Origin of the sequence: Brachybacterium hainanense, assembly GCF_042434575.1 — a bacterium.
Classification (GTDB): domain Bacteria; phylum Actinomycetota; class Actinomycetes; order Actinomycetales; family Dermabacteraceae; genus Brachybacterium; species Brachybacterium hainanense.
Window position 1 is genome coordinate 26,507 of the sequence record NZ_JBHLSV010000028.1, and the last position, 23,829, is coordinate 50,335.

At 70.4% G+C, this 23,829-nt stretch carries 15 protein-coding genes; 3 read left to right on the forward strand and 12 right to left on the reverse strand.

Annotated features, from left to right (window positions below; translation table 11 throughout):
* Window positions 1-41: 41 nt before the first annotated feature.
* The 11 genes from ACFFF6_RS17310 to ACFFF6_RS17360 all read right to left on the reverse strand — a co-directional run bounded on the left by ACFFF6_RS17310 (window position 42) and on the right by ACFFF6_RS17360 (window position 19,211).
* Window positions 42-1,790, reverse strand: a complete 1,749-nt coding sequence (locus tag ACFFF6_RS17310) for a hypothetical protein (protein WP_376982744.1) — start codon at window positions 1,788-1,790, stop codon at window positions 42-44.
* 292 nt (window positions 1,791-2,082) lie between these two features.
* Window positions 2,083-2,523: a hypothetical protein gene (locus tag ACFFF6_RS17315; RefSeq protein WP_376982745.1), complete on the reverse strand. Its 441-nt coding sequence runs from the start codon at window positions 2,521-2,523 to the stop codon at window positions 2,083-2,085.
* A gap of 153 nt (window positions 2,524-2,676) precedes the next feature.
* Window positions 2,677-2,844: a hypothetical protein gene (locus tag ACFFF6_RS17320; protein WP_376982746.1), complete on the reverse strand. Its 168-nt coding sequence runs from the start codon at window positions 2,842-2,844 to the stop codon at window positions 2,677-2,679.
* A gap of 1 nt (window position 2,845) precedes the next feature.
* Window positions 2,846-4,519, reverse strand: coding sequence for a DUF6270 domain-containing protein (locus tag ACFFF6_RS17325; protein WP_376982747.1), 1,674 nt, complete (start codon window positions 4,517-4,519; stop codon window positions 2,846-2,848).
* A 218-nt stretch (window positions 4,520-4,737) separates the two neighbouring features.
* A complete protein-coding gene (locus ACFFF6_RS17330; protein WP_376982748.1) occupies window positions 4,738-6,576 on the reverse strand; it encodes an asparagine synthetase B family protein in 1,839 nt (612 codons plus the stop codon).
* 42 nt (window positions 6,577-6,618) lie between these two features.
* Complete coding sequence (locus tag ACFFF6_RS17335; protein ID WP_376982749.1) at window positions 6,619-8,418, reverse strand: heparinase II/III domain-containing protein; 1,800 nt, start codon at window positions 8,416-8,418, stop codon at window positions 6,619-6,621.
* 2 nt (window positions 8,419-8,420) lie between these two features.
* Window positions 8,421-13,070 (reverse strand): glycosyltransferase, encoded by a 4,650-nt coding sequence (locus ACFFF6_RS17340; RefSeq protein ID WP_376982750.1) that lies wholly within the window; start codon window positions 13,068-13,070, stop codon window positions 8,421-8,423.
* A gap of 309 nt (window positions 13,071-13,379) precedes the next feature.
* Window positions 13,380-14,633, reverse strand: a complete 1,254-nt coding sequence (gene wecC, locus ACFFF6_RS17345; RefSeq protein ID WP_376982751.1) for a UDP-N-acetyl-D-mannosamine dehydrogenase — start codon at window positions 14,631-14,633, stop codon at window positions 13,380-13,382.
* Window positions 14,634-14,720: 87 nt separating this feature from the next.
* Window positions 14,721-15,962, reverse strand: coding sequence for an SGNH/GDSL hydrolase family protein (locus ACFFF6_RS17350; RefSeq protein WP_376982752.1), 1,242 nt, complete (start codon window positions 15,960-15,962; stop codon window positions 14,721-14,723).
* 82 nt (window positions 15,963-16,044) lie between these two features.
* Complete coding sequence (locus ACFFF6_RS17355; protein WP_376982753.1) at window positions 16,045-17,742, reverse strand: heparinase II/III domain-containing protein; 1,698 nt, start codon at window positions 17,740-17,742, stop codon at window positions 16,045-16,047.
* Window positions 17,739-19,211: a glycosyltransferase gene (locus ACFFF6_RS17360; RefSeq protein WP_376982754.1), complete on the reverse strand. Its 1,473-nt coding sequence runs from the start codon at window positions 19,209-19,211 to the stop codon at window positions 17,739-17,741. The genes ACFFF6_RS17355 and ACFFF6_RS17360 overlap by 4 nt, the downstream gene beginning before the upstream one ends.
* 102 nt (window positions 19,212-19,313) lie before the next feature.
* On the opposite strand from ACFFF6_RS17360, the gene ACFFF6_RS17365 reads away from it, so the two are divergent.
* On the forward strand, window positions 19,314-20,369 hold the full coding sequence (locus ACFFF6_RS17365; protein WP_376982755.1) for a hypothetical protein: 1,056 nt from the start codon (window positions 19,314-19,316) through the stop codon (window positions 20,367-20,369).
* Between the two features lie 34 nt (window positions 20,370-20,403).
* On the opposite strand, the gene ACFFF6_RS17370 is transcribed toward ACFFF6_RS17365, so the two are convergent.
* Window positions 20,404-21,522 (reverse strand): hypothetical protein, encoded by a 1,119-nt coding sequence (locus ACFFF6_RS17370; protein WP_376982756.1) that lies wholly within the window; start codon window positions 21,520-21,522, stop codon window positions 20,404-20,406.
* Between the two features lie 237 nt (window positions 21,523-21,759).
* Between ACFFF6_RS17370 and ACFFF6_RS17375 the strand changes: the two genes are divergently transcribed.
* Window positions 21,760-22,812, forward strand: a complete 1,053-nt coding sequence (locus ACFFF6_RS17375) for an AAA family ATPase (RefSeq protein WP_376982757.1) — start codon at window positions 21,760-21,762, stop codon at window positions 22,810-22,812.
* Window positions 22,809-23,829 (forward strand): DUF58 domain-containing protein (locus ACFFF6_RS17380; RefSeq protein ID WP_376982758.1); only part of this gene is annotated, 1,021 nt, incomplete at its 3' end. The genes ACFFF6_RS17375 and ACFFF6_RS17380, both read left to right, overlap by 4 nt.

The window sequence follows — 23,829 nt, forward strand, 5'->3', positions numbered from 1 at the left end:
GGCCGTGCGGAGGGCCGGCCGGGGTCGTCCGCGACGCCTGGTCAGGCATATGTCCGGACACGAGGCGGCGCCGCTGGGATCGCCCGAGGCAGGAACCGCTCGTCCCCGAAGCCGCTCGCCCAGTGGAAGAGTCGTCCCAGCAGACGGCCCTGCCCGCGCAGGTCCGCGGGCGGGGCGGCCCGGAGACCGCCGACGAGCGTCGGGTCCAGCCCGTCCGTGCGCATCTGCTCCGCGAGAGCCGCCAGGCCGGCGGTGACGGCCCCGGCCATGTCGGGCCGAGGCCGGGCGATGTACCTCTGCGGACGTGCCGACTGCTGCGCTCGTACCTGCGCGCGGCGATAGGACGCCGTCGACGGGGCCACGTCGCTCCAGTCCATGACCGGCGTCCGCTGGCCGCTCCAGGGCCAGGGGCCGGACTGGTACTCGAGGTCGTTGAGCTCCGGTGCGACCTGCTCGACGATGTCGAAGAGGACCCTGCCCGAGCAGCGTTCATCGCGCTCGAGCTCCTGTGCGGCGCGCATCAGAGCCGACTGCTGGAGCAGACCGAAGTTCGTGATCCCGTACGACTGCCCCCATCGCCGACCGCCGGCGTGCCCCCGCAGGCGGAACACCTCGTAGTGACGATCGAGCGCCTCGGCCGCTGTGCTGCCGGGCAGCGGGGCCATGGCCTCGACCAGGCTCTGCTCTCCCCGCTCGGCGACCGAAGCGGGGAGGCGGAACGGGCTGCGCAGGGCGCGCAGCAGGCTCCGGGTGTCGGACTCCCGCGTCTCGGCTCGGTGGCCCAGCGTGGACCACACGGGATGCCCGGACAGAACGTCGGCCCAGTAGCCCCGGAAGATCTCGCCGCCGGCGCCGTTGACGCGGGCTTCCGGGACGGTGAGCCGATAGGACAGCGCCATGGGCACGAACTGGTTCGTCAGCCCGTGCCGGAGGGTCTGGAAGCGGGCGAGCTCCCCTTCGAGCGTGGTGGGCCACACGTCACGGGGCGTGCGCCGGTCGACCCATGACAGACCGAGCTTCTCCACCAGCCGCGAGGAGATCTCCAGGTCGCGCGCCACGGTCGGCGAATGGGCCATGCTCCCTCCGGGCGGAGCGGGGTCCGTCGCCGCGATCTGGACGCGGTCGGAGCAGCCGGCCGCCATCACCAGGGCGAGCACCACGCGGGAATCCTTGCCTCCGGAGAGGTTGATCGCGACATGCTCGTGGACCGCCAGCAGATGCTCCATATCGGCGATGGCGTGGTCGATCCCCCGGCGCAGGAGATCCTCGTATGCGCCGTGCACCGAGGTCTCCGGGCGCGACACGATCCGAAACCCTGTCGCGCCGACCTCTATCGCCTTGTCCGGCGGCAGCCAGGAGATCCCGTCGAACGGGGTCGAATGATCGAAGAGACAGTCGAGGAAGTCGTGGCGAGCGCCGATCGTCTCCAGCACGAGAGCCCAGTTCGTGCTCACCGTTCCTCCGGCCGCGATGATCGCCCGGGCGGTCTCGGACGCCGAGGTCCCGATGAACAGCGCGGGTCCGTCGGCGGTGGTCGCGACCGCGAGGGCGAGCGGCTGGAAGCCGAACCGGTCCGCGAGGACGAGCCGTCGACCGTCCTCCGATGTCGCGACGCACCACCACTCCCCACTGCGATCCAGGACGCCGGGCAGCGGCGCCCCCGTCCGGAACGCCTCCTGCTCGCCCACGTCCTCGACGGTCACACCCCAGGCGGATTCGATGAGGAAATCCTCGGCGACAGGACCTCGGGTGCTCTCCTCAGCTTCCTCGACCGCCACGAACCTGAGCACCTGCACATCATTCCCCATAGCTCCCCCTCGAGATATCTCCCCGGATCCTCGCGGATGATGCGCTACGGCGTCATGAGCGAATCACCGCCCGGGAACGTGCCACCACACGTCCTCCCTGATCGCTCATGCTACTACCGGTTCCGCTCCATGGGTGCTGATCCCGGTTCTCCCTGCTCCCCGACACGCGAGAATGCTCTCCGGGGCGAGAAGCGCGCTTTCGCGTCACCGTCCTTCGGCACGGCTCCTCCTCCGGGCGCCGGAACGGCCGGGTCGTACGGAGGAGGGCTGTTCCTCACCGGTCGCGGATCGTACGGCGGATCAGCTCGACCGCCTGCTGCTTCGCGAGCACCTGATGGCCGCGCGTCCGGGCCGTGACCACGAGCTCGGCGTCCTCCCCGGCGTACCGGGGATGCTCGCGCACGCGTGCGATGAGGGAGAGCTGGTCCTGGAAGGACCGGTCCAGCTCGTTCGTCAGGATCACGAAGCTGGGGATCGAGGCCTCGACCATGAAGCGGGACCAGACGTCCACGCGCTCCGGGTGCCGGGCGCCGTAGGCGTCCATCGGGACGTGGATGATGTGATCCTCGATCTTCTTCACGGCCCCGGGGAACCAGTTCCGCACGTCGATCTGGGGCACCTCGGCCACGGCGTGGGCGGCAGCGGCCGACGCGCCGCACAGGGCTCCGAAGCCGCCGAGGGACGAGCCGTAGAAGATCACCTTCCGTGCAGGCACACCCACCTCCCCGGCGATGCGCATCACGATCGCCGCGATCGCCCGGATCGTGTCGTGCTCAGGGTGCAGGTACCACGCGCCGTCCGGGACCGGGCTGGCCCGCAGCGCCAGGTCCGCGAAGACGAGGACGGTGCACTCGGGCCACTCGGTGCCCTACGACCAGCGGTGGAAGGCGGGGAACCGACGGTCCTCGCGCCCGGGGACGAGCGCGTTGGACATGATGACGACGAGCCCCTCGGTGCCGTCGTTCATCCGGAGGTACTCGATCACGACGCCGTCGGGCGTCGTCTCCGAGACATGGGGAGGGACGGGTGCGGCCATATCAGCGTCCCGTCTTCTCCCGCACCATCTCGCGCGTGGGAGCGAGGTCGGCCCCCCAGGCCCGGGCCAGATCGCGCCAGCTGCCCGAGGCACCCGCGACCTGGGAGAGGAGCGCCCTCAGCTGGGGGGCCGGTGGCGGTACATGGCCCGCTCCCCAGCGGCCGAAGTGGATCATCGCCTCCCCCGACCATCCGATCGCGTCGAACCACGGGATCAGATGCGAGGAGATGTGCGGATCGGCGGCGTTCTGGACATAGATCACCGAGTTCGAGAACCCGTCGCGGTAGATCTTCCGGAGATCAGCCCGGGGATGGGATTCGAGGACGGCGCGGGATTCCTCGACGGAGGATGCTCCGAAGCAGGCGCGGGCCATCGCGTCCCAATGGACCTCCGCGTAGTCGAGGATCCGGGTCTGGGGGTTCACCGGGATCGCGAGGGACCCGGGGAACTCGTGCGAGAGGTTCAGGGCCGCGAAGCCTCCTCCGGACATCCCGAAGAACGCGAGGTGCTCCGCGCCCATCCGCTCCTGGAACGCGGCGATCATCTGGGCGAGTGCGGTCGTGACATCGAGCCGGTCCGTCCCGAGGTACCAGGCGAGGCCGAGCTCCTCGCCCATCAGCAGACCGGGATCCGAGACGAAGATCCGGTTGACCCCGATGTCCGCGCTGATCGAGCGGCCGGTGAACACCGGGGGCTGGAGGGTGGACTTCCCGAGTGCTGCGTGGAAGGAGACCAGCGTCGTGCTCGCGCCGACGTCGTCCACCTCCACATCGATCGGGATGCCGTCGCGACGCAGGGTGAAGAAGCGGGAGCCGAGGTCGGCATGGCGGATCGCCTCGATGTCGGGGAGCTCGGTGAACGAGCCCCAGGGGCTCGTGTCCCGGCGGCCGATCGCCGGCGGCTCGAGGGGGTCGTGCATGGGCGCCTCCGCGGCCTCGCTGATCGCACGGGCGAAATGCTCGTACGCCGTGTTCTGGTAGTGGAAGGGGCTCGCGCCCCATCGGTGGTCCTTCGAGGTGCGGGCGAGCTCCTCGGGGAGCTCGACGATGCGGAGGCCGAGAGCGGACAGGTGGTCGAAATACCGTCCGTACAGCTGATCGGCGTCGGCGGGCCGCATCATCCACGCAGGCATCTCGAGGTCCTCGCCCGTGTCGTAGGACGAGGCCCACGGTGCCCTCAGCACCAGGGTGCGTCGCACCAGGTCCCTGTCCCGGAGAACCTGGACGAGACGTCGTGCCCCCGCGCTCCACAGCGAGAAGTGCTCATCCGTGCCGAACTCGATCTGATGTGCGCCGCGGGAGGCCTCGCGGCCGCCGGCGCCCCAGAACTCGCTCAGCTTGGTCGCGTAACCGCCACCGAGGTCGACGACGCCGCCGCGCTCGTCGACCAGGTCGATGAGGACGATGTCGAGGGAGTCGGCATCGGCCTCGAGCGCTCGATAGAGGTCGCCGCTCAGATCGCCGAGGACCATGCGCTGCTGGAAGGCCGATCGAAGCGGGGTGAGCTGCGGGCGGATGAAGGACGCATCCGTTCCGGCGCTGATGAGGGATTGGCGGGCGACGTACCGGGAGATCCGGAACGTCTCCGGAAGGAATCCGAAGGTGTCCCGGCTGACGCAGCTGCCCCAGATGAACGTTCTCACGGTGCCCTCGTCGTGCACGTCCTCGTTCGTCATCCCGCTGTCCGCCTCCGTACCAGTTTCCGATTCCGAATCCACTGCGGGCAACGGCCCCGTCGAGCGGTTCCCGGGCCCTTCCGGGAGAGCGTCCACGCCCCGCCCCGCTCGACCCTGCGGTCGATGGTAGCGGTCCGAGACGGGCTGCATGGCGAGAACATCGCAGGTGCGGTCCGGAAATAGACCGGGAACACGTCCGAGGTCTGCGCGAGGCTCGATCAGTCGGGGACGGCGATCTCGATGGACCGCGGGGAGGACGGAGCGTCCGAGAGCCATCGTCCATCGGCCATGAACGCCGAGGAGAACAGAGCCCACGCGGCAGGAGCCCGGTATCGCTTCCCTGCGAGCATGTCGGTGACCGCGCTGCGGTCGAGGACGTCGGCGAGCGGTCCCGTCCGATCCGCGAGCACCTGTTCCGCGAAGAACGCCCCGAGCGCCGGGGTGAACGCCGTGCGCCAGTTGAAGTCGGCTCGGGGCTGGTCGTGCGCCGAGTACGGGGCACGCTCGTCCCACGTGTCCGGCTTGTATGCCGGGTCCGGTGCATCCTTCTCGAACTGCCAGCGATCGCGGAAGAAGGGAAGGTCGACGGCCTCGGGGGCGAGCTTCGCCATCACCGCATGAGCGATCCGCTCGCCCACGAGCGCGGAGGAGGGGAGGGTGCGAAGCAGTCGCACCATCTGGTTGTTGATGAGCAGCGTCGTGTGAGAGCTGATCACCGACTCGCCGTGGCGCATCGTGGCCAGCCAGCGTCCTGTGCGGTTGGTGACGTATGCCTGGAAGGTGCACTGGACCGGGTCGCGGTCGGACAGATCGAGAAGGGGGAGGGCCTCGGCGAGGACGGCCTCCCGCGCGAACGGGGTGAGCAGGTCGCGGTTGTTGAACCACTGGCGCTCGAGCAGGTTCCTCGCGTCGGTCGCCGCAGGAGCGACCACGGGGAGATACCGGCTGAATCCTCCGCGGATGATCTCGCCGCCCTGCCCGCCGAAGTTCGTCTTCTGAGTGACGGCGACGTGCTTCCGATCGGGTGCGCCGAGCATCGTGAACGCGTTGCCCATGCCGCCCGTGGATCGCAGGGTGTTCCAGGCCTGGAGCTCGGGCGTCGCTGCGATGATCGACCGGCCGCTGGCCGAGCGCCGCACGGGCGGGGTGATCAGGCGGTGCGGGATCCCGAGCGCGTCGGTGACACGTCGCCCCACCGCGGCCTCGCCGCTCTCCTTCAGCCCGTTGGTGTAGGTGGAGAAGTCCACTCCCGCGGCATGGAGCGCAGAGACGACCAGGCGGCTGTCCTTGCCTCCGGTGATCGCGGCGATGACCTCGTGCGATCCGGCGGAGAGCACCCGGGCATAGTCGACGAGCCCGGCGGCGATCGTCTCCGCCGTGGCGTCGATGTCGTGGTCGTCCTCGATCTGCTCGACCTGGTCGAGCTCGATCCGGGCGTCCGTCCGGTCGTCCGCCGTGAGCTTGGCGGCGGCCTCGAGCGTGCGGACGCCCTCGAAGGGCGTGGCGTCCGCGAAGGGGAGTGCGTGCATGAGGAAGGCGGCGGTGCCGATCCGGCTGTACTCAGGATCCTTGCCGGTGCGGATGAGCGACAGCACGGCTGCCGAGTTGCTGACGATGACCGCCGTGGGCGTCGAGATCCAGAACAGGCCCTCGGAGCGATGCTGGTTGGTGTACGCGATGAGCGTGTCCGGCGTGGCACCGAGAGCCGCGAAGCTGCCGATCCCGGACCAGACCTCCTCGTCGTCGACGTCGGTGGCGCGCTGCTTCCGGAGGGAGGCCTCGAGGTCGGAGCCCATCACCCCCGACCAGGCCCAGACGCGCTCCTTGTTCCCGATCCATCCGGCGCGCTCGGGGATCGAGGGTTCCTCGTTGGACCGGTAGATGACCGCGACGCGGCCCTCACCGGGGACCCAGCGCAGATCGGTCGTCGTGTTCTCCTGCGGCCACGGCTGCACCCGATCGAGCGCGCGGTACGCCGAACGGACCGCGTCGCGCAGCGGCCCCTTCTGATCGCGGGGGATCTCGTTCCTGGTGCGGATTCCGATGAAGAGTCGCATTGTTCTCCTTATAGAGCGCCTCGAGCGAGCGCGCCCGGCTGCTCAGTCGAGGATCTTCGACGTGTCTTCTACTGCGTGATGGCCGACCGCGAGCAGGCTGTCGCGCGGGCTGATGGCGATGGTGAGGGGGGTGCCGCCCGTTCGTCCGAGGTGGACGACGACGGCCCCGTCCTCGGAGTCGGTGACGGCATCGACGGAGACGGGGGTGCTGTCGGGTCCGAAGGTCAGCGCGGTGACGACGCGACCCCTGGTCCCCTCTGTACGGACATCGACGGTCCGTGTGGGCCGGATGTTCCGCCACGACGGCGAGAACCACCCCTGCATCGGATCGGTCGTCCCCTTCGTCACGCGCGGCCTGGGCGTCCCGGCGGGCCAGCCGAGATGCATCCGGTTGGCGGAGGTCTGTGCCAGCAGGCCATGCTCCTCGACCCGGTGCCCGGCATCGGGATGGAGGTGCCACCACTGGTGGACGGTGACCTCGTGCTCGGATGCGAAGGCGTCCACGACGAGCGCGACCCCGAGCTCGAGGGAGATGACGAGGTCGCGGGTGAGCGTCACGCCGCGATAGCCACGGTCCTCGAACCGGAAGTGCTCGTGGGCGTCATGGCGTCGTTGGAGAGTCAGCTCGACCCGGGTCGTCCGGTCGTATGCGAGGCCGTCGACGGAGACCGAGTTGTGGGCCTCCCTGCTCAGAAGATGCCGTCGGTGCTCGTCGGTGGCGTCGTAGGCGAACTTCCCGGAGTCCACCAGAAGGGATTCGCCGCCCGCCCAGAGGGTGAGGGCCATGCCGTCGACGTGCCCGTGGATCCGGTCCTGTGGTCCGAAGCGTGCGGAGTAGAAGGCGGCCGCGTCGAACGGTGTGTGCTCATCGCCCCAGGTCGATCGTCCGAAGACGTATCCGGCATCGAGCACCGCGACCCGGTCCTGGGGCGGGATGCCCTGTTCACCGGCGCTCGCGACCCAGTCGATCGCCGGATGGCCGAGGTTGCGGGGCGTGAACTCCTCGGTGTCGCCGATGAGCTCGTACCGGCCGTCCGGTCGCGTCGCATGCGCCATGGCGAGAGGAGCGCGGCGAACCCGACGGAACGTCTCAGGAGTGCTCCCGGTCGCGATCTCCACGCGCCTGCCCAGATTGTTCCACCACATGTAGTTGATCTGGTGGTACTGGACGGCACCCTCCTCGTTGACGCCCTGGTCGTCGTAGGAGGTCATGAGCATCGCCGACGAGCGCTCCACCGCGAGCTCGATCCACTCCGGGCGTTCGAGGACCGCCCCGATCACGAGCAGCCCCTGGTGCTGCTGGAGCGCGTGGTTGCCCGTCCGGATATGACGGGGATCCACGAGCCATTCGCCGTGCTCGCGCAGCGAGTCCAGGATGGTCGGGACGTGCTGGGGCCGATGATCCTCGAGGGCCGGGAGCGCGAAGGCGAGGGTCAGCGCGCGCGCCGCCTCGACCATGTCGGCCCAGGAATACGTCGCTCGGCCGCGTCCGGGAGGGTTGCTGCGGATCCAGGACCCGGCGATGTCCCACCACGTGTCCAGGAGCTCGACGTCACCGGCGAGCGCTCGGCGGCGCAGAGGGTCGAGCCACCGCAGCATGTGGAGCTGCGCGACCCAGTTCGGCTCACGGTAGGGGTTCTCCCGCCACGTGATCGAGGCGGGCATCCGCCATGCTCGGTGCGGCGGCAGCGTGAGGATGCCGGATCTGAGCTCCTGGGCGAGGGCCGCGTCCCGCGCCGTCCGGTCGAACGGTGCTCCGAACACGAGGCGCTCGGCCATCGTGCGGGAGTAGGTGAGCGGATGCGACGGGACTGCGGGCTCGTCGCGGGGCTCTTCGGACATGCTCATCCGTCCGTCGGGGCGATGAGCTCGAGCAGCCGCGGCAGCGTCTGCTCGAGGCTGTACCGCTCGCGGACATAGTCGGCGTCATGCGCGTCCGGCTCGGACTGGCCGAGGATGTGCTGGACCATCTCGTCCGTGGTGGCGTTCAGCCACGGACGAGGGTAGAGGAAGTCCGCACCGGGCCACGCGAGGCAGACCGGGACCGAGCCGGAGGCGGCGCCGTCGGCGATCGTGTAGTGGAACGACTCGAACTCCGAGACGGAGATGGCGATGCCGATCTTCCGGTACCACTGCGCCATGTCATCGCCGTGAGGCTCGAAGGTGACGGCGTCGGGGAAGCGCTCGTGGATCGCGGCGATCCGGTCGCTCACGGCGTTGTAGTAGGTCATCTCCTCGACGCGCTGGGCCATCCAGGGGTAGTCCTCGGGGCGCTTGCCCTTCACGAACAGTCGGTACCGTGCGTCCTGCTCGAGCAGCTGCTCGAGCACATCCAGCGCACGGTCGAGGCGCTTGCTGCGGGGGACCATGCCGACGAAGCCCAGGTGGAATCGTGCGTCGGGCGTCTTCGGCAGGTCGAGCGCCGCCGTGTCCACGAAGTTCGGGATCACCTCGGAACGGGCAGCGGGGATGCCGTGGCTCTCGATCGCTGCTCGGCGGATGAGGTCGCCGACGAAGACGAAGGAGTCGACCTTCGAGGCGTCGGTGCGCCGCAGGTACGGACGGTTCAGCTCCTGGCTGTGCGAGCGCACGATGAGCCGCTGGTGCGGGGTCACGTGGCGCGAGTACCAGACGGCGTTGCCGAGGCCCCATTCGCAGAACACCGTGTCAGCCCGGGCGAGCAGGGCGCGCGACTGCTCCTCGTCGTGCTTCGTGTGGCTCTCCCAGCGGTCCACGAGGACGGTGTGCCCGCCGTCCTCGAGAGCCGAGATGAGGGCGCCGGCGAACTTGAGGTCGTGCCCCGCGATGAGGACCGTGCGCGGCCGCGGGACCGCCGGGGTCATCGATCCGGACACGGCCTCGGAAGGCTCTTCGACCGGGGAGAACCGGGCGACGAGCAGTGTCGCCGGGCTCTCGTGGACGGTGCGCAGAGCCTCGTCGACCGAGGGGAAGGCACGCGCGTCCCGTGACCTCACGAGACCGCGGACGGAGTCCTCGACATGGCCGGGGCGAGCGAGCGTCCTGCCCTGGGAGTCGGGGCCGGCGAGCTCCGCATCGAGCCGGTCCCAGTCGCCGAAACGGGTGGCGATCAGCAGATCCTCGAACCAGGTGCGCGGGAGCGCGGTGTCGACCACTCCGATCCAGCGCCCGGTGGGATCCCCGGCCTCGGCGGAGTCGCGCACGGGGATCCCGGCGGCTTCCAGCGGAGTCGTGATGTCCGACGGACCGCCCGGGACGAACACCTCGTGCGGACGCACGGACTGGTCCAGGACGGTCGAGACCAGAGCGCCGGAGTGCTCGCTCAGGACGACGGAGTACGTGTCGAGCCGAGCGGCGCGGACGGCGATGCCCGCCGTCCGCAGGAGGATGACCATCGCGCTGTCGACGGTGTGGGAGCGGTGCACGGCGCGCATCTGCCGCCAGGCCTCGAACACCCGCGCGGACGGATCGGTCGACCATCCGTGCAGGAGGGTGCGCCACAGGCGCGCATCATCCGATACCGGGATGAGGCCGCCGAAGGTCTCCTCGACGCCGCGACCCGGCCCGGAGAGCGCGATGCCCCCGCAGGCGGCGATCTCGACGACGCGCCGCGAGAACATCGTCGGCGAGTCCATCACGGAGTTGCCGTTGAGGTGCGCGATGTGCGACTTGTAGGAGTCGATCACGTCGTCGTAGGGAAGCGAGCCCTCGCTGTAGCGGGCGAACTCGGATGGGAACCGATAGGGGGAGTCAGGGTTCGAGGCCTGCCGGTCGTAGATCGTCAGCCCGGTGAGCGACGCCGTCTCGAGCATCCGGTAGAGCTCTTTCGAGCGCTCCTTGTAGCGGTCGCCGTAGTAGGTCCCGGCGTATGCCGTGGTGTGACGGTAGGGACGATCGGTCGGCAGAGGGTTGTGCAGCGCCGGCTGTGCGTAGAAGGGCAGGGAGGAGGCGGTGAGGGTGATGGCGCCCGGGGTCGTCAGGTACCGCTGGATCATCTTCGCGTCGGTGGTGAACACGTGGTCGCACAGCGCGGCGGTCGGACGGAACCTCGCGATGTGGATCGGGTCCTCCTTGTTCCAGAACGCTGTGCGCAGCCCGCGCTCCCGGCAGGCCGCGAGCAGCTCGCGGATGTCGCGGTGCTCGTCCTGCCCGTACGCACCGATCCCGCGATGCCACTGGCCCGAGTTCCCTTCCCACGCCGATTCGACGAGGACGAGGTCGAGACCTGCGAGCTGATCGCGCCAGCCCTGTCGGTCGAGGGGGACGACGTTCATCGAGGCGGCCAGGGTCTTGGTCGTGAACTCGTCCGCGATGAGGCCGACGGTGATGTCCCGCAGCGAGGGAGCGTCCGCCGGGACGGCCTCGGCATGAGCTGCTCGGGCGGCCTCATGCGCTGCGTGCATGACCGCGGCGACGGAGGACCACGTCCGCTCGTCGAGGGTCCAGAGCCTGCTGGAGCGTCCGAGGTCCTTGCGCAGCTCCTCGTCGGCGATGAGCTCCGCCAGTCCATCGGCCAGGGAGCTGGCGTCGCCAGCGGTGAAGAGGCGCGCCCGAGAGCCGTTCTCTCCGGCCAGATCCCGGTGGGGTGCGACATCGGAGAGCAGCACGGCCTTCATGGAGGCGAAGGCTTCGAGCGGCTTCAGCGGCGAGACCATCTCCGTCACGGGCAGCGAGAGCCGAGGGATGGGCATGATGTCGAACGTGCTCAGCAGCCGGGGCATCTCGTCCATCGGGAGGCGGCCCAGGAACGTCACCTGATCGGCACCGATCTCATCTCGACGGGCCTCGAGAGCTGCCGCCTCGGCACCGGAGCCCGCGAGGACGAGCTGGTGCTCGATCCCGCGCTCCTTGAGGATCATCGAAGCGTCCAGGAGGGAGTCCAGTCCCTCGTAGCTGACCATGCTGCCGGCGAATCCGAGCACCGGTGCGTCGGTGCGGATCCCCTTCTTCGCCGCGTACTCGGCATCCGGAGGGATGGGGGCGAAGGCCTCGGTGTCGACGGCATTGGGTGCGACCGTGATCCGCTCCGCGGGGATCCCCCGAGAGACGAGGTCCTCCTTGACCTGCCGGGTGATCGCGAGCACGTGATCCGCCTCCCGAGCGACGAGGCACTCGAGGTCTCCGATCGTGCGGAACTGATCGCTGTCGTCCCACGCGGGCTTCGCCGCGGCCTGCGAGAGCTCCCAGAATCCGCGGACCTCGTAGATGAAGGGGATTCCGAGTCGTCGGGCGGCGATCAGAGCGGGAAGCGCCGTCCGATAGTTGGAGGCGGACTGGATGACCGAGGGGCGCTGGAGCCGTGCCTCCCGGGTGAAGGCGTCCGCCGCCTCGATCAGGTAATGGTCCATCGGCACCGTGCCGAGCCCGGTCCCGGGCAGATGCGTGTACGGGACGCCGTCGAGAACCTTGGTGTGGCGCTTCCCGGCAGGCTTCGCCGTGTCGACCTTGTGATCCCAGGGATAGCCGGAACGCGCCACGACGCGGACGTCGACGCCGATGTCCAGCATTCCCTTGGCGATGCCGCGCGTCCGGGTCGAATACCCGTTGGAGTTGAAGACAGGGGTGGAATGGACGCAGTAGAGAAGCCGGTCCGGCTCCGCGATGTAGGCGGCGCCGGGGGCACGGGGCGGCACGGCGATCCCTGCAACCATGAGCCGATGGTCGCCGAGGACCCGCTCGGCGAGCGTGCGCTCCTTGTCGTTGAAGTGCTCGACGAGGTCGGGGTGCTCCAGGAGGAGGCGGGCAGGCTCCTCGATCATGCCGTGGCCGTACCAGCATCGGTTCACCACGCGCGCGAGCGTCGTCGCGCTGGGATCCTCGGCGAAGTCCCGGCGGAGCGTGTCGAGATCGCGCTGTCCGACGGGCACCGTCGGGACGGCCGCCTCTGGTGCAGGGGCAGCGGGCGCGCGCGACGCTGATGCGGGTGCCGACGTCTTCGGGGCCTCGTCCTTCTTCGCCCCGGCGGGCTGCTCGGGCGCCGCGGTTGGGGTGGCTGTTGCCGCTGCGTCGGCAGACTGCTGCGCGATGTCGCCGGTGATCGCGGGCGCATCGGTGCCGGGGGACGCAGACGGTCCGGACGACGGGGCCCCCCGGAGGATCGACACCGGCTTCAGAACCGCCTTGCCGACGCGGAACGTCCGAGAGCCGCGTACGCGCTCGAGGTCGCCCCGCAGACGCTGACGTTCCTTCACAGAGGCCGCGAGCTTCTCCTGTGATGCCTCGAGCCGGCGCTCGAGCTCCTTCTTCTGCGTCTGCCAGGTCCGCTGGGAGGTGCGCTTCTCCTGATCGAGCTCCTGGCGCTTCGCCTTCTGCCATCGTGCCGACCGCTCGGCTGTCGCCTTCGCCTCGGTCGCGGCGGCGAGATCCTTCTCGAGCTGCTTGATGCGTCGGCGGTTCTTCCGATCGCGTGCGAGGAGATCCTCGTGTGCACGAAGGAAGGCACGCAGGTCGGAGGAGATCTCGAGGCTCCGGAGATGCTCGAGTTCTGCGTCGGGGCGGGCTTCGTCGTCGTGCATGCTGCCTCGTTTCGTGCGCGGGTCTAGCTGTGCCGGGTCGGCGCCCGGCGAGGAGGGGGGAGGGATGATGAACCGGGGACCCGGGTGAATAGGTACTCTACCGGCCGGTTGCAGATCGGATCCGACGGCTCGCGGCGGACCCTGTACGGCCAGGGTGGGCCAGGGGGAGGCGGACGGCAGAGGTCGGGTGCCCCACCGGCCGGTCCGGGCGAGGGCCGAGGAGCGGTTCGTGACGTGTGGTGGCGCGGAGATCGCCTCCGGCACGGGAGAGGGCCGAGAGCCTTCCCCCGCACCGGAGCGAGAGATCCGTCAGCGCCACAGCCCCTTGGTGTCCAGGACGATCTTCTCGTTCAGCAGCTCGCGGTCGATCGTCTTGAAGGGGTCGTGGTCCACGAGCAGCAGCACGATGTCGGCGCGGGAGAGGGCATCGCCCAGCTCGGCGAGCTCGACGTTGTCGCGCTCGGCGAGCTCCTTCGGGAGCTCCTCGACGTTCGGCTCGACGACGAGGACGGAGCCCTCGGGGAGGCGCTCGGCGAGGGAGTTCGCGATGGTGCGGCTGGGGGACTCGCGCAGATCGTCGATGTTCGCCTTGAACGCGATCCCGAGCGCGGCGACGGTCGGGTTCTTGAAGCGCTCGGCGCGCTCGAGCACCTTCGCGATGACGAGCTCGGGCTTGGAGTCGTTGACGCCCCGGGCGGTCGCGATGAGCTTGGAGTACTCGCGGTCCGCGGAGACGATGAACCACGGGTCGACCGCGATGCAATGGCCGCCCACGCCCGGACCGGGCTGGAGGATGTTCACGCGCGGGTGGTGGTTGGCGAGCTCGATGAGCTCCCACACGTCGATGCCCTGGCGATCGGCGATGATCGACAGCTCGTTGGCGAAGGCGATGTTCACGTCGCGGAAGGCGTTCTCGGTCAGCTTCGCCATCTCCGCGGTGCGGGCGTCGGTGAGCAGCAGCTCGCCGGTGCAGAAGCTCGCGTACAGGTCGCGGTTCAGCTCGCCGGCCTCGCGGCTGAGGCCGCCGATGATGCGGTCGTTCTCGACCATCTCGATCATGATGCGGCCGGGCAGCACGCGCTCGGGGGCGTGCGAGAAGTACAGGGAGTTCGGGAGGTTCGGCTCCGTGGTGAACTCCGGGCGCATGCCCAGGATCACCTCGGCCATGAACTCGGTGGCCCCGGGCGGGGAGGTGGACTCCAGGACCACCAGCTCGCCGCCCGACAGCTTCGGAGCGATGCCTCGCGCAGCCGCTTCGATGTAGGAGAGATCGGCGTCATGGTCGCCCTTGAAGGGGGTGGGGACGGAGACGATGTAGGCGTCCGCCTCCGGCGTGTCGGTCTGGGCGCTCAGCTTGCCCTGCGCCACGGTTCCCGCGACGACGGTCTCCAGCCCCTCCTCGACGAAGGGGACCTTTCCGGCGTTGATCGCATCGACGTTGGCCTGCTTGACGTCGACGCCGATGACCTTCTTGCCGGCCTGGGCGAGGACGGCGGCGGTCGGCAGGCCGATGTAGCCCAGGCCGATGACGGCGACGGTGTCGAGGGGGACGTTCGGGCTCAAGGCACACTCCGGTGGGGTGAGGAGGAACGGCCGGGACGGCCGACGTACGAGGGGTGCCTGCAGGGGACCGCAGATGCGCACCCGAGGCTACGGTACCCGCCGGCAGGTACGCGGTCGCGCGAACGTGAGCGATCTCTGAGAGTGAGCGCAATGCGCGCGTCGATCCCGCTGACGCGTGGAGACCGTCGGCCTACCCTGCGGGGGGGGGGGGTGTGTTCCCCAGCGCCCTTCCTTGGAGAGGGGAGACGGCGAGATGGCGTGCCCATGTCTCGTACCGCCGGAAGCGGCGATGGTCAATCCGCGATGAGCATCTGCCCATGCCATCGGCACTTCGCCGGACATGCGCCGGTACCCGGCGGCGTTCATGTGGGTGCCGTCGGTGTCGAAGCCAGGGCTAAGGCGGCGGTCATCGGCCGAGACCGCGCGGTTGAACCCGATGATCTCGGGGTCGCGGCAGGTGAGCCACGCATTGTAGGCGCGGCGGGTGAGGAGCCGGGAGTCATCCCCACGGGTGATCGGGGTGATCGTGCCTGTGTAGATCTTGTCTGTAAGGAGGTCGGCGATTATCGCGCGCGTCCGAAGGTGTCGCGCCTGCAGTTCCCAGATAGGGGTCCCGAGGTTGATGTCGTTGAGTCCCATCGCATGGATAGCGAAGTCGGGGTGGGTGAGGCCCTTCCATCGCTGCCATTTGACGTGGTTGGGGTCATACCACCCCTTCATCGTGTCACCTGAGGCGGTGTAGTGCATGGGGAGCGCGCCAACGCGGCGGCCGTAGGCGGAGGGCCACGAATCGGCGACGGGGACGGCAGCGCCCACTCCGCTCGCGATCGAATCGTTGAGCACGGCGAACACCGGAGTCGTGGCATCGACCTCGGCTTCGATCCAGGTGTCGAGGGGATGGTGCTGCGTGGGCTCGAACTCACCGTCGGGACCGTGCGCGCTCCAGCCTCCGCCGACGACGCGCTTGGGCGGCTCGGTGGACGACCAGGTGTAGCTGAGCAGGTGCCCAACCCCGGCGGGGATCGGCGTCGACTGCCATGCGGTGGCGACGCCGCGGCCCGAGCCCGTGAGATCCCCGTCGAACGGATCAGGCCGCGCCGCCGGGTTCGTGCCTCCGGCTGATACCTCGAGGGAGACGGTGCGGACGGTGAAACGTCCGGTCCCGTCACGGCCCTCGCGCGGATTGATGTTGCGGAAGTGAATCCGCCAGCGGCGGAGCGTCGCCGCGTACTCGAACGGGACCCGAACTCGCCCGGAGACGCCGTGCCAGAGTGCGACTGCTCCGCCGAGTGAGAGGGCCAGGGGTACGAGCCGAGATGAGGTGGTCACACATCTCTTCTAGCAGGCAGTCCCGATATCCGGGCCGCTATCGGCCGAGTCGTGACAGAACCGGGACCGTTCCTGTGACCGATCAGCCGAGGGCCGGGAAGGAGACGGCGGTGGGGGAGATGATCATGCGCTCTCGTACGCCGTGAGTGGTGATGTCCAAGGCACGTGTGCCCGGGGTTGCGATCGGGATCTCCTGCACGATCGGGGCGGCGCGACCGCCCGCTGCGAGAACGGTGAGGAACTCGAGCCGGGTCCCACGGCGTTCGGCGACCACCGCCGTGGCCGGGGCCATCTTCTTCCAACCGGTCGAGACATACCCATCGAACGGATCGTCCTGGGCACGCACCGTTGTGACCTCCGTGGGCGTCCCGTCGAACCAGAGCGTCGCGCGGTGACCCTTGGCAACGAGGCTGACCGTGTGATCATCGATCTGGGCTTCGACTTCCGTCCCGAGCTGCCACCGCTGAAGGCCGGTGATACGTCGCCGCGAGGTCGCATGATCGATCACGACGAGATATTCGCCGCGCGTCGAGAAGATGACGCGCCTGGTCAGCTCGATCCCCTCGTAGCTGAGATCCGAGAGCACGAACTCGTGGGCACGGGAATACAGACCATGCCGGACGAGATCCACGAAAGAGTCCTTGAACGCGGTCCTCCCGTCGATCGACAGCAGGGAGTGCGCCGCACGGGAGGCGAAGTGATCACGTGGCGTGCTGTGGCCGTACTGGAACTTCCCCGGATCGACGACCCAGTTCACGCCGCGGGACGAGTAGGTGAGCGATGTTCCGTCGGGATGCCCGTGCACACGTCGAGCTGGCCCGAATCGGAGAGAGTAGAACGTATGGTCCTGGAAAGGTCTGCGCGTGTCGCCCCAGCCGCTGCGGCCGAATACGTAGCCGGCGTCGTAGACCTTGACCAGATCTCTCGGCGCTGTGCCGCGCCCGCCGTTGGAGGTGACGTACTCGATGAAGGGGTTTTCGATGCGCTTCGGGTCCTGGACGTCCGTGTCCCCGATCGGCACGAGGGTGCCGTCCGGCTTGGTCGCATGGGCGATTCCCTCGGGGGCATGGAGGTGCCGATCAGCCCCAGCGGGACGATCCAGCCCCTCGAGGTCGAAGCGTCGCAGGGCCCGCTCCCACCAGAGGAAGTTGTTGTAGTGGTAGGCGGTGGCGCCTTCGGCGTTCATCCCCTGCTCGTCGTACTGCTCTCTCAGCAGGCCGCTCATCCGTCGCGAGGCGAGCTGCCACAGCGCCTCGTCCTGGAGGACGCGACCGCAGACGAACAGCGACTCCTGCTGGTGCAGCGCGTGGTTCGCGTTTCCCATGTTCGTCGGGTCGGCGAGGTGCTCCGCATGCATGCGGATGGTCGCCTCGAGCCAGCCCATCAGCTCGGGGGTCCGCTCGGCGATCATGGGGGACGCGGAGCAGAGCTGCTGCGCGCGGATCCCATCCGACATGTCGGTCCAGGCCCACGGGGTCGTGGGAGCGCTCGGAGGATTCTTCGCCACCCAGTCCTGCACCCAGCGCAGCCACATCTCGAAAGCGGAGTCATCGCCGAGAGCGGCGGCGCGACGGAGGGGCTCGAGCCACCGGAGCATGTGGTACTGGAATCGCCAGTTGCGATCCTCGAAAGGATCCTCGCGCCATGTCGGTCTCTCGGGAAGCTGCCATTCCGGATGGGGGGACATGTGCAGCCGCCCTTGGAGGAGCTTCTCGACCTCCTTCGGGTTCACAGAGCTCGAGAGGGTCTGTCGGACCGCCGCCTGCAGGTCCAGGCTCACCGCACGATCTCCGCGTACACGCCCGCCACCGTGGCGGCGAGCTGCCGCCAGTCGCGCTCGGCGACGACCCATTCCCGGGCCTGGTGGCCCAGGCGCGCGGCGAGCTCAGGATCCTCGAGTAGGACCGTGAGCTGCTCGGTGAGCGACTCGGCGCTGCCCTTGGCGTGCAGCAGCCCGTTCCGGCCCGGGGTGACGATCTCCGCGAGGGCGGCGACGTCGGATGCGATCACGGCCTTGCCCATCGCCATCGCCTCGAAGGGCTTCAGCGGGGAGACCATCTCGCACACGGGTAGCGGCAGCCGCGGGAACGGGGTCACGTCGATGATCGAGTAGTAGCGCTCCACCTCCTCGTGCGGCACGCGGCCGGTGAAGGTGACCACGTCCTCGAGGCCCCGCTCGGCGGCGCTCGCCTGCAGCTCCTCGAGCTTCGCGCCGTCGCCGACGACGAGCACGTGGAAGTCCTCGCGTCCGGTCTTCAGCCGGGCGGCGGCCTCGAGCAGCAGGTCCAGGCCCTCGTAGTCCACGACGGTGCCCACGTAGCCGATGACGCTCTTCCCGGCGACCCCCAGCTCCTCGGCGAGCTGCTCGTCTCGAGGGAGGGGGGCGAACCTCTCGGTGTCCACGCCGTTGGGGACCAGGACGATCTTGTCCTCGTCGACGCCTCGGCCGACGAGCTCCTCCTTCAGCGCCGCGGTGATGGCGAGGACGCGGGTCGCTCCCCGCGCCGCATCGGCCTCCATGCGGGCGATGTACCGGTACTGGTCGCTGCGCGCCCATTCGGGGTCCCGGGAACCGCGGGTCACCTCCCACAGGCCGCGCACCTCGTAGACCGAGGGGATGCCCAGCAGATTCCCGGTCCGCACGGCGGCCAGACCGTTCCAGTGGTTCGAGGCGCCGTGGAGGATCGCGGGCCTCTCCGCGCGGGCCAGCGGCAGCAGCGCATCGGTGTACCGGGCGACGTAGTCGAACATCGGGTTCTTCTTCTCGATCTGCCGGCCGGTCAGCAGATGGTGGTAGTCCACGTCCCCGACCAGCTCCTGCGCGGGGAGATCCGGGACGTCCGCCATCTTCGGCATGTCGTACGGGTATCCCAGTCGGGTCACGCCGTCCACGTCCCAGCCGTTGCGGTTGAGCTCGGTGAGCAGGCCGTGGGTGCGGGTGGCGTAGCCGCCGGAGTGGTGGGGGAGCGCGTTGTGCAGGAGGTACAGCACATGGTCCCGGCGCGGCGCGTACTCGGGCTCGGCGCGCATCTCCGGGAGCGGGAACCCGTCGCGGGCGAGGTCGGAGTTCCGCACGACCACCGGCTTCGCCCGGACCGACGGGGCGGGGGTGTTCACGAGCTCCGAGGGCTTCGCGCGTCGGGAGTCCTGACGGCTCCACCAGAGCCGGAGCTGGCCGACGCCTCCGGTGCGGAGATGCCAGAAGCCCGTCCTCGCGGTGGACAGGAGCTTCGACAGGGGATTCGGCATGGAGCGGACCTCCGAGCAGGGAGCGAGGGATGCGACAAGTCTAGAGCGGTCCGTGCCCGATACTGTGACCGGGACAAGACGCACACCCAGCCCAGGAGCGCGATGCCCCAGCCCGATCGTCCGGAATCTCGCGGGGGCCGTCCCTCCGCGGGATCCGTGCTGCTGCTGGTCGCCCTCCTGGTGATCGCCGCCGCGGCGATCCGCGGGGCCGACGGCGAGGCGGGCGAGGAGTCCGCGGGCGAGGCCACGGCCGCCGCCTCCCTCACCCCTGCGCATCCGGTGGCTCCGGTGTCCGTGATCGATCGGGGGACGCTCACCGTGCCGCAGGAGACACGGATCGCGCGCGGGACGTTCTGGGCGCGCGGAGGGGAGACCTATCTCGTGACCATGGGTCTGACCAGCACGAAGCCCGCGGACAGCGCCGGTCGCTCCATGTACCTGGGCGTGACGCTCAGCTGCTCGCCGCGCTCGGGCGGTCGCGGCATCTCGATCGGGGGGACGCAGAACCTGCTCACCGGGGCGGAGAGCGGCTACCGCAACCAGGGACTGATCCGTGTGCCCGAGGACGGCGCGGTCGACTGCAGCATCAAGGCCTCCGCCCCCTACGACGACGTCGCCTCCGCCGGCACGACGTTCGGGATCGACGGCACCTGGGGCGTGGAGGCGGTCGGGGACCCGTCCGTCCAGGCGCCGACCGACGTCCTGCCGCGGACCCTTCCCGCCGGGGCGGAGGAGACGGTGCTCGTCGTCGACCTCCCCGCGGGCCCGGGCGGAGCCGCGGACGTCCGGGCCCTCACATCGCTGCACCTGACGACCTGCACCGGCCTCGGCGGATCGCGCGAGGCGGGACGTGTGTGGTGCTCGCCGGACGGCGTGGATCCGGCGGGGAGCACCACGGGCCTCCTCCTGCGCGCGGACCTCGTCGGGGAGGACGGCGCGGTCTGCGCCGCGCTGGGCGAGATCGGGACGCCGCCGGAGCACATCGACCTCTACCGGCATCATCGGCTGCTCTCCCTCGAGCTCGACGCGCTGGTCCCCGAGGAGCCGTGCGGAGCGCGGATCCGGGTGGGCGTGGAGGTGCAGAACCGCGGGCCCGCACCGCTGGTGGTCCACGCGGCGAACTCCTCGCTCGTCGTGGTCGAGGAGCCCGGGCGCTAGCGCCCGGGCCGCGGCCTGCGGCCCGGCGCCGTCCTCAGCGTCGCAGCGCCTTCCGGCCGGACCAGACCGCGAGGGCGCCGCCGATCACCGCGAGCACGATGCCGACGATGCCCAGGCGCATGTCGACGCCGGTGTTCGCGAGCGTCCCGTCCGGGGCGCTGGTCCCGGTCCGGTCGGGGCTCTGCGTGGCGACGGCGTCGCCGACCTGCCCGGTCAGCTCGAGGATCTCCTCGGACGCCTCGCCGGGCGAGAGGGCGGCGCTGCTGGTCGCGGGAGCCTCCGGCGAGTCCTCGTCCGAGGGTTCGGCCCCTGCCGGGTCCTCGGCCTGCGTCGCGGAGGCCGAGGGGGTCCCGGGGCTGCTGGGCTCCTCCTGCGGGCTCGAGGGCTCGGGCTCGGCGGTGGCGGGGCCCGTCGTCTCCTCCGGTGCTGTCGTCTCCTCCGGACCGGTGGGCTCCTCCGGCGTCGTGCCCGGATCGGTCGTCGGGGGATCGGCCGGCTCGCTCGTCGTCGTCTCCGTGGGCGTTCCCGGCTCCTCGGTGGCCGTGGGCTCCTCCGTGGACGTCGGCTCCTCGCTCGCGGTCGGCTCCTCCGTGCTCGTCGGCTCCTCGGTGGGCGTGGGCTCCTCCGAAGGGGAGACGGGAGGATCGGTCGGCTCCTCGCCGGGGGTCGTCGACGGGGTCGCCGTGGGCTCCGCGCTCGGCTCCTCGGAGGGCTCCTCCGACGGGGTCGGCGTCTCCTCGCCGCCTCCCGCCGCCGCGACCGTCACCGTCGCATAGGCCTGATCGGCTCCGCTGGTCAGGATCAGCCGGTAGTCGCCGGCGGCGCCGAGGGTCAGCCGCGTGCTCACCTGCCCGGAGGACTCCGCGGTCACCTGGGAGGACGAGTCCTCCGGACCCTGGACATCGACCACGACGCTCGCTCCCGGCTCGAAGCCGCAGCCGCTCAGCTCCACGCTCTGGCCCTCCGTGATCCGGGACGGCGAGGCATCGGCATGCGCGGACTCGCACACATCGGGGAGGTCCGCCGGCGCGAGCGCGACCGCGGAAGGGGCCGATTCGACCACGGCGACGGTCGCCGGGGCGATCGCGCAGGCGGCCACCAGCACGAGGCCGGCGCCGAGACGGGCGTACAGGGGACGCGGACGGAGGGACACGTTCCGGACTCCTCGAGGTCGGGGATGAGGACGGCCGCGCCACCGGGCCGGCGGTGAGGAACCGCACCGGCCGTCGAGGAGCAGGGGCGCACAGCCAGGGCGAATGCGCGGTCCCCCGTCCCACACAGCAGATCCTCTCTACACTCTAGGCGTCCGTGCCTTCACGCAGAACCGTGTGATAACCACCGCCACACCAAGTCTTCGTCAACCCCGGCACGGACCAGGGAGGACCATCCGATGCTCGAAGCAGATCCCGCGGCGCAGACCGCGACGGCCCCCGCGGTCGATGCCGCGGCGCAGACCGCGGACCAGGGCGCCCCGATCACCGAGGACCAGGCCGGCCGCGTGGCCGCCCTCGGCGCCGAGATCGGCCACGAGATCGACCGCGTCCTGGAGGGGAAGGCCCGCGCCGTCCGGCTCGCCGTCACCGTCCTGCTGGCCGACGGCCACCTCCTGCTCGAGGACGTTCCCGGCGTCGGCAAGACCCTGCTCGCGAAGGCGCTCGCCGCCGCCCTCGGCGCCCGCCGCAGCCGCATCCAGTTCACCCCGGACCTGCTGCCCGGCGACATCACCGGGGCGAGCATCTATGACCAGTCCACCGGCAGCTTCACCTTCCGCCGCGGCGCCGTGTTCACGCACATCCTGCTGGCCGACGAGATCAACCGCGCCTCCCCGAAGACGCAGTCCGCCCTGCTGGAGTCGATGGAGGAGCGGCAGGTCAGCGTGGACGGCACGACCTATGAGCTGGACTCGCCCTTCATGGTGATCGCGACCGCGAACCCCGTCGAGATGGAGGGCACCTACCATCTCCCCGAGGCGCAGCGCGACCGCTTCCTCGCCCAGATCTCCCTGGGATATCCGGGTCACGAGGCCGAGCTGCGCATGCTCGCCGCGCAGACGGCGCCCCTGCCGCAGGACCATCGGGAGCCCGTCCAGCAGATCCGCGCCCGCACCAGCCCCGCCGAGGTCGCGCAGCTGATCCGCCTGACCCGCCGCGTCCACGCCTCCCCGGCCCTGCTCGACTACATCGTCCGCCTCGCCGCCGCGACCCGCGGGCACGGGCAGGTCGTGCTCGGAGCCTCTCCCCGCGCCGCCGTCCATCTGGTGCGCATGCTCAAGGCCGCGGCCGCCCTCGACGGCCGCACCTATGTGGTCCCCGAGGACGTGCGCCAGCTCATCGGCCCCGTCTGGCGCCACCGCCTGCACCTGAGCCCGCAGGCCCTGTCCCGGGGCGTGAGCGCGGCCGACGTCCTGCGCGATGTCCTCGCCTCGACCCCGCTGAACCGGTGAGCCCGCGCGCCGACCGGGGAACGGGCCGCGGCCCGGGGCGCTCCCTGGTCCGGCCCACCGGCCGCGGCCTCGTCGCCCTCGTGCTCACCCCGATTCTGCTCGCGGGCGCGGAGCTGACCGGCATCGAGCAGCTCCGCCTGCTGGGATGCGCCCTCGCCCTCGCCCTCGGGGCCGGGCTGCTCGCGGTCCTGCTCGGCGGGATCGGTCTGGACCTGCGGCGCAGCCCCCGCTCCGAGGCCGTGCCCGTGGGGGAGGACGCCGCCGTGCAGCTGCGCCTGGCCCGCGGCGCGCTGATCGGCGTGCTGCCGCTGGGCCGCGGCGTGGTCCGCTGCTACCTCCCGTCGGCGCTGGGCGGGCACGGCGACCTCCCGCTCGCCGCGGTCATGGACCATCGCCTCCCGGTGCGGCGCCGCGGCATGCACGACCTGGGGGACTGCGCGGTCCTCCTGCGCGACGTGCTCGGCATGTTCCACCGTCGCCGCCTCGTCCCCGCTCCCGCGCAGATCACGGGGCTTCCGGTGCCCGAGGAGCTGGCGGGCCCGGGCCTCGCCCGTCTCGGCGCGGCCCTCGGCGCCGCCGGCGGCGGCGCGCACCGGAGCCAGGGGGAGCCGGGCCCCATCGCCCGCCCCTACGCCCCCGGAGACGACATCCGCCGCATCCACTGGCGGGCGAGCGCCCGCACCGGCCGACTCATGACCCGCGAGGAGGAGCCCGCCGCGGCCGAGCGCGCCCTCATCGTCCTGGACACCCGGGGCGAGGGCCCCGGGCGCGGCGCCGATGCGACCCGGCGCGAGGACCTCGAACGCGCCCGGGACCGCGCCGTCGAGCACGCCGCCAGCCTGCTCCTGGCCCTGCGACGCCTGGGCTGCGACGTCACCGTCGTCGACGCGAGCGGCGACCGCATCGTCGCCGCCGAGCGCGCCGCCACCGGGGGCCGGAGCCTGGGCGCCGCGCAGGCCGAGGCGATCCTCGAGCACCAGGCCCTGCTCGCGCTCGCCGGCGTCGGCTTCGGCGACG